Source organism: Loktanella sp. S4079 (genome assembly GCF_000967725.1).
Taxonomy (GTDB): domain Bacteria; phylum Pseudomonadota; class Alphaproteobacteria; order Rhodobacterales; family Rhodobacteraceae; genus Yoonia.
On record NZ_JXYE01000015.1, the window covers coordinates 1 to 5,907 of the forward strand.

7 protein-coding genes are annotated in these 5,907 nt (G+C 51.8%); 3 read left to right on the top strand and 4 right to left on the bottom strand.

Features of this window, described 5'->3' with window-relative positions; genetic code table 11:
• The first annotated feature begins 412 nt into the window (after positions 1-412).
• From TW80_RS18440 to TW80_RS17035, 3 genes are all read left to right on the top strand, one after another.
• On the top strand, positions 413-829 hold the full coding sequence (locus TW80_RS18440) for an EamA family transporter (protein WP_052701052.1): 417 nt from the start codon (positions 413-415) through the stop codon (positions 827-829).
• A gap of 20 nt (positions 830-849) precedes the next feature.
• Positions 850-1,101, top strand: coding sequence for an efflux RND transporter permease subunit (locus TW80_RS18445; RefSeq protein ID WP_045998674.1), 252 nt, complete (start codon positions 850-852; stop codon positions 1,099-1,101).
• Between the two features lie 117 nt (positions 1,102-1,218).
• The gene (locus TW80_RS17035; protein ID WP_157033328.1) at positions 1,219-1,806 is read left to right on the top strand and encodes a hypothetical protein; all 588 of its coding nucleotides are present in this window, start codon (positions 1,219-1,221) and stop codon (positions 1,804-1,806) included.
• A gap of 165 nt (positions 1,807-1,971) precedes the next feature.
• On the opposite strand, the gene TW80_RS17040 is transcribed toward TW80_RS17035, so the two are convergent.
• The 4 genes from TW80_RS17040 to TW80_RS17055 all read right to left on the bottom strand — a co-directional run.
• Positions 1,972-2,157, bottom strand: coding sequence for a hypothetical protein (locus TW80_RS17040; protein ID WP_045998676.1), 186 nt, complete (start codon positions 2,155-2,157; stop codon positions 1,972-1,974).
• On the bottom strand, positions 2,154-3,974 hold the full coding sequence (locus TW80_RS17045; RefSeq protein ID WP_084625844.1) for a TniQ family protein: 1,821 nt from the start codon (positions 3,972-3,974) through the stop codon (positions 2,154-2,156). The genes TW80_RS17040 and TW80_RS17045 overlap by 4 nt, the downstream gene beginning before the upstream one ends.
• Positions 3,971-4,933, bottom strand: coding sequence for an ATP-binding protein (locus tag TW80_RS18230; RefSeq protein ID WP_045998680.1), 963 nt, complete (start codon positions 4,931-4,933; stop codon positions 3,971-3,973). Before TW80_RS18230 ends, TW80_RS17045 begins: the two co-directional genes overlap by 4 nt.
• Positions 4,917-5,907 (bottom strand): Mu transposase C-terminal domain-containing protein (locus TW80_RS17055; protein WP_204218525.1); only part of this gene is annotated, 991 nt, incomplete at its 5' end. The genes TW80_RS18230 and TW80_RS17055, both read right to left, overlap by 17 nt.

Genomic DNA, 5,907 nt, shown 5'->3' on the forward strand with positions numbered 1-5,907 from the left:
TCGAAATAAGTGACGTCTTTTGTCAGATATTCAACCATAGCGATAGTCGGCTGTCGACAAGAATCTCTTGATTGGCGCGATTAACCGTTACTTGGACATTCCAGTTGTACGAAACTTTTGTCCCTTAGAAACTGATCTAAATGCGTTACGTCGCATTCGGATGTTTGATCTAATTGTGATGAAAACGCGGTGATATGACAATCAGCAAGCGTGAAAGTCTGTCTATCAAGGACATGCGCTTCTGAAACCGATGTATTGAGTGCCTGCAAAACCTGCTGCGACGTTGCCAATCCATTTTTGATCTCGTCTTCGTCGTGTATTTCTCCAACCGCAGGACGAAACACGCGATGGGCGAGCACCTAGCGGACCATCAGGCGGCACCCATTGTTCGACACCTATCGAAGCGATTGCGATGGCTGGAATGAAAGTCTCCGCCTATCGTGGCTACGACAAGAATTTGGCGGATGGAACTATGGAAAGAAAAGAGACAATTGGTTTTATACTAGTAATGATTGCAGCAATATCTTGGAGCACTGCGGGATTGTTCACCAGGGTAGTACAAACAGATATTCCGACCACGCTCCTATGGCGATCTGTCTTTGGCGGCCTGATCGTGATGGCTATATTTGCTGTCACCTCGAACCAAAGCAAAATAGTTGATCTATTCAGGTTCTCCATGGGTGAATTCGTTATTGCGATAGTGTCCGCACTCGGTATGGCGTCATTCATATCCGAGATCTTCTATTCCAAGATAGCAAATGTTTCGTTGGTATATGGAGCAGTGCCATTGGTGATCGGTCGCGTAATGTTTCGGTCACGATTGAGCTGAATGGACGCAATCTGTCTGATGTGAACACAGAGGTACAGCATCTCGCAGGTTATCAAAATCTGCCTTCTGGTATCGAGTTTGTCGATCAGGGCGATCTAAAGCGTCAGGCTGAGTTGTTCGCTAGTTTTGGTAGTGCGATGGCGATCGGCATTTTCTGCGTCTATGTCGTGCTGGTGCTATTATTCCACGACTTTATGCAGCCCATCACCATTCTCATGGCGCTTTCGCTTGGGGGGCATTGTTCCCGCTCGTGGTTACCCGCCGTTAAATAGCTCGGCGTTGAGGGTAAGCAGTGCGGACTTTCAAGACCTTCGTTGCCTACGGTAGAATGTCCGTTTACCGTAAAGATTGACTATAAACTGGTTCGCGCCAACAGCAGGGATTATCTAATGCGAAAAGCGCTCATGATCGTGTTGGGCGTGGTTTTCACGCTTCCCATTGTCGGTTTTATTGCATTCAAAGCTACCGAAACTCGACATTTAAAAGGTTTTCTGCCACCGGACTATGGACACGTTGATCTGGCGGGCAAAACGACACTGGTTGCCGGTTTTGGCCCCGGTGGACACGACGCTGTTTTGGCCTTTTTTCGCCTTTCCGAAGATGTTGCCTCACTGGTTTCTCTTGAAGGCGAGGCTTGGCTTCAAGAGGCGGAAAATTCAGTTGAATTGCCGCGCTCTGTACAGGCAGGTGAGTGGGTTTCGACGCCACTGACGGGTGAAGTCTATGGATGGGCGAACGTTTCGAACTGCGCTTCCGAAGTGAGTGACTGGTGGATCGCATCGCACACAGGTCATTCGTGCCCTGGAATTGCTGCGTATCTCCGCGGCTACGGCTTTCTTGATAAGCTGGAAGTATCCAAAACGAATTTAGTTGATGATGTTTTGCAAGGTGAAGGGGCGTTTGTTTCCAGACGTCGAGTAGGCTATCTCATCGTAGCGCCAGATCGAAACCTAGTAATCTTTGCCCACGCTGGATGAACCACAGGGGACGCTCGAGCTTTCCGCAGCATTCGTCAAAATGGGCTCTTTTGAGACATTCGCTGCGACTGCGACCGTCTTTTGGTTTAGTTTTGCACTCCAATGACTGGTGTGCGAACTTTACGGGGTCTGATCCGGTAGAGGGCACGGCACCGCGATGGGCATTCACGTCGTGGTGAGCAATTTTCCTAGTGCAGCTATGATCTCGTCTTCAACCCGCGCAAGCCGCACCCCCCGTTTCAGGGTTAGTTCTCGGACTAAGTTCTCTATTTCACCATTTTTAGGCCCATAGAGAAACCAATCGTCGACGGCACGTTGATCAGGGTGCCCCACTTCCTTGTTAGATTTCATAGGTCTTCTCCCACCGTTACTTTACAACCATCCAAGTCAAGCTCCTTCCTGCTGTAAACCCGGACCAGCGCGCCCCCACAGGGGATTGGCGCAATGCCTTGAACATCCAGCTTGCGCGCGAGATGGATCGGGGCAACCTTCTGTTTTTCTGCCATCTGACCAAGGGTTACAAATGACCGTTCGAATGCTTTGATACTCGCCTTGGTGATGTAGTGCTTCTGATGATTGGTATCAGTGTTGAGTTTGCGGATTTCTGAGAGGATTGCTTGATCTCGCAGGTGTCGGATCGCAGCGACATTGATTTTTAAGTACCGGGCGGCTTCTGGCAGCGTGATATCTCGGGAAAGCTTAACGGTATTTCTTGGGCATATTGCATCCCAATCGACCTCAATCGCACGCAAACCCACACCGTCTCCTCGGCAGATTTGGCCCTCTAGACCTCTCCTGCGCCAGAGATCGACAACTTGCGCTAGTGGAATACCCTTTTCTCGACAAAACACATTTAACGGCGCGACCGATCTGCCAGGCAGCACTTCGGGTAACCGCTGAACTTGGTCGATGAGATTCGTCACCTCGACACGAGACAGATATCGCAACGTCGATGTAACCCGAATGGTTTGCAGCACGCCTCGGTTTTGCAAGCCTTTCACCTGAGACGGCATAAGCCCAAGCAACCCAGCTGCGCCTTTCAAATTGATAAGACCATCCCAGAAAGTCCGGACTTTTGAGATCTCGTCTACATGGACATCCGTTCGCTTGAGGGCTTTTTCTTCTGAAACACCATCCAAATGACCCAATAATTTTTTGAGGAAAACTGCACCAAAACCCAAACGCTTTCGCGCTTGGTCGATCGTGAGCCATACCTGCTCTGGTGGCAGTCTATCAAAGATCTTTTTGCCAGGTCGCGTTGGATAACGCGCAAAAACATGCGCCCGGGCAATACTCGCGAGCACTTCGATCTCGGGCACATTGCGCACTTCACGCAACCAACGGAAATGCACGCCAAAGTCGGCCGAATAGTAAGGCCTCTCTGCATTTCCGCTGTCATACAGGCTGGACAGTGCTTCCCGATAGGCCTCCGGTCCTTCGACAAGGCTTTGAAAGCCCGTTTGGCACAGCTCCCTAGTCCGCGTTTCTGGCAAATCCTGCATGCGCTTGACTTTGACGCCGCACAAAGCCGCGCCAAGCGATAAACTACCTCGGTGAAGCAGCGTAAGGTCGAGCTCCTTCAACCAGTCTTCCGCAGCGCCATCTCGGAGCCTTCGCCTAACATAGGTTTCAAAACCGATTTCTGGTAGCTCTACACCGTGATCGGCAGCTTGAAGAACATCATCACGATGCGCCAAAACACGGGCGACAAAATCATATGTTGCATGTGAATTTTCTGCCCTGGGAAGCGTTATGAGGGCACATCGATGCTCATCGCAGCGATCAATACAAACGAGCGACCATTCCAGCATCTGACAGACGCCATGTGGCCCCACGTCAGACAACGAGCGCGCGACACATTGTGGGCACAAGCGAACAGCAGTTCGCCGCAATGTGCCCATGCTTGCATACGCTTGCCCCACTCGATACCGACCATTCCCGACCTTCTTTACGCTCCATGAGCGTAGCTTCTCGGATGGCTCGCCTGTCAACCAGGCCAAACGATCAATCTGTTCGTCATAACCGCTGCAAAGTGCTGGCCAATGCATGCCGAGGTCAGTGCAGAAATCACGCGGAGTCGTCTTGAACAACTTAGCATGTCGACTGACGTAGCCTGTTAGCGCCTCCCCCTCAAAGAGGGGGAGAGCCGGCGTTAGACGCGCGGTCACTTGTCCGCCCCATCGAACTCGAAGATTTTTCTTGTGTCGATCCGCGCAAAGTCTTCGGCGATGAAGGGGTTGAGAGCATCAATCGCCGAGCTTCTGTCATAGTACACATCTGCAAAGTGCCGGATCCCAAGCTTCGCATCGAAGCCCTCGCTTAGAAGCGCTTTTGCGAAGGCCTGGACCGTAATTTCAGCCATCAGGCCAAACTCATAGCCTGCCGCATGCATGAGCCGCTGCGCGAAAACCTCGTTGCGCACCGAAGACTGTGTTTCGACCTTTGCCCTTTTCGCATACTGTTGGATTGTGCCCAGCACTGGCGTCACATCACGGATCGCATGCAGCCTCCCAATTTCAACCGGATACAAGCGACGTGACAACTGAGGATCCTGGTTCACGATTTTTTTGAGGTCAGGCATACCAGACAGAATGAGCCCCGTCGGCCAGTAAGAGTTTTCCATAACGGATTTCAGCGTATTGACGACAGACTGTCGCTCCTTGTCGGTTTGATACCGCGCCAAATCCTGCGCTTCATCCAAATGCAAAAAACATGTCTGCCTCAGCTTGAGCTGTACCTTGACCTGATCCCAAATCGCGGGCCCCTGCTTGTCCCCTGAATAGGGGTATCCAAGCGCACGCAGCGTTGCCGCACCGACGAATTTCATAGTCGCAGGACTCGGCACCTGAAGGCCAAAGAACTCGCAATGATCCTGCATGGTATCAGTCTTTAGCAACGACTTGTTCTTGCGGATCAGCTCGCGAATGGCAGTGGTTTTCCCACTGCCGGATTGCCCCACGACAACAATGCCACGTGCGTTATTCATAATACCGTCAGCCATGTCTGCACGGCGTTGTTCCAGCAGGCTATGGAAGTGTGTTTCCAGCTTTTGGTATGATGGGGTCACTAGATACGTCGAACGCAGGTATTGGATTGTTTTCCGGATTTCATCATTCGTGGTTGTCATCATCATTCTCCTCGTTGGCAGAGTGTTGGTCATTGCTTGGTTCGTCGTCGTCATCGCTGGACGGCCAATATGGGATTGGTTCGTCTCGTTCTTCGCGCAAAACCGGCTTCTCCTCTGGCCGAGGGTTGGGGTCGTGTTCGATTTCGTTGGATAGAAGACCCTGATTGCTTGAGACGAGATCATCCAAACGCGTGGGGTCCAACTGAGGATCAGAACCCAAAGAGAGCCCCCAGAAGGTCTCCTTCTGGGCCCGCTTGATCTGTTCGTAGGTCTCACCAATTGGCCCGAGCTGTCGCAGCGCACATTGTTCCGCGTCAATTTCTTTGATGCGCTCGATTGCACGATCCACAACGCCTTGTGTGAGGGATGCGGCATTGCGGTTGTTCTGTCGGAGCTTAAAGATCGTTTGTTCCCACGCAGCAAAGGACACGCCGTCGAGCCCATCAATCTGCGCCTTGAGAGTGGACCAACCACTATCAGTGCTGTTTTCCAGCCAAACCGAGACGTGCCCCATGTCTTCGGGATCAATCCGAACATCAACATGCTGTTTTCCAAATTTCTGGAAGTGCTTTGCCAGACGCTCAGAGTGGTAGTTCACACCATTGACCAAGACCCCATGACGACCGGTGTCGCGGGAAAATGCGACACCAAGGATATGCCGCAAGGTATGATTGCTCATCGGGGGGGACCAACCAAATTCCTTGATCAGACGATCCCAAACTATGTTCGGCGTTGCATACTCAAGCCCGCTATGTTCGCGGTTATGATAAACATCCACCGTGAACCGCACCAAAAGTTCGATGATGCTTTCAGCCGTGTGCACTGCGAATTTATGAGACGGGTAGTCCCCACGTTCTTTTGGGCTCGAGAACGAGCGCCCAGTCAGATGCGGCATCAGCCGTTTTGCGAGGGTGAGGAATACGCGTTCTACGCGACCTCTCAGCTTGGGTATCCCGGCGGGCAACACCGAGTAG

Coding starts and splice junctions, on each gene's coding strand:
- TW80_RS18440 (WP_052701052.1), top strand. CDS start 413: ATGGCTGGAATGAAAGTCTCCGCCTATCGTGGCTACGACAAGAATTTG.
- TW80_RS17035 (WP_157033328.1), top strand. CDS start 1,219: ATGCGAAAAGCGCTCATGATCGTGTTGGGCGTGGTTTTCACGCTTCCC.
- TW80_RS17040 (WP_045998676.1), bottom strand. CDS start 2,157: ATGAAATCTAACAAGGAAGTGGGGCACCCTGATCAACGTGCCGTCGAC.
- TW80_RS18230 (WP_045998680.1), bottom strand. CDS start 4,933: ATGACAACCACGAATGATGAAATCCGGAAAACAATCCAATACCTGCGT.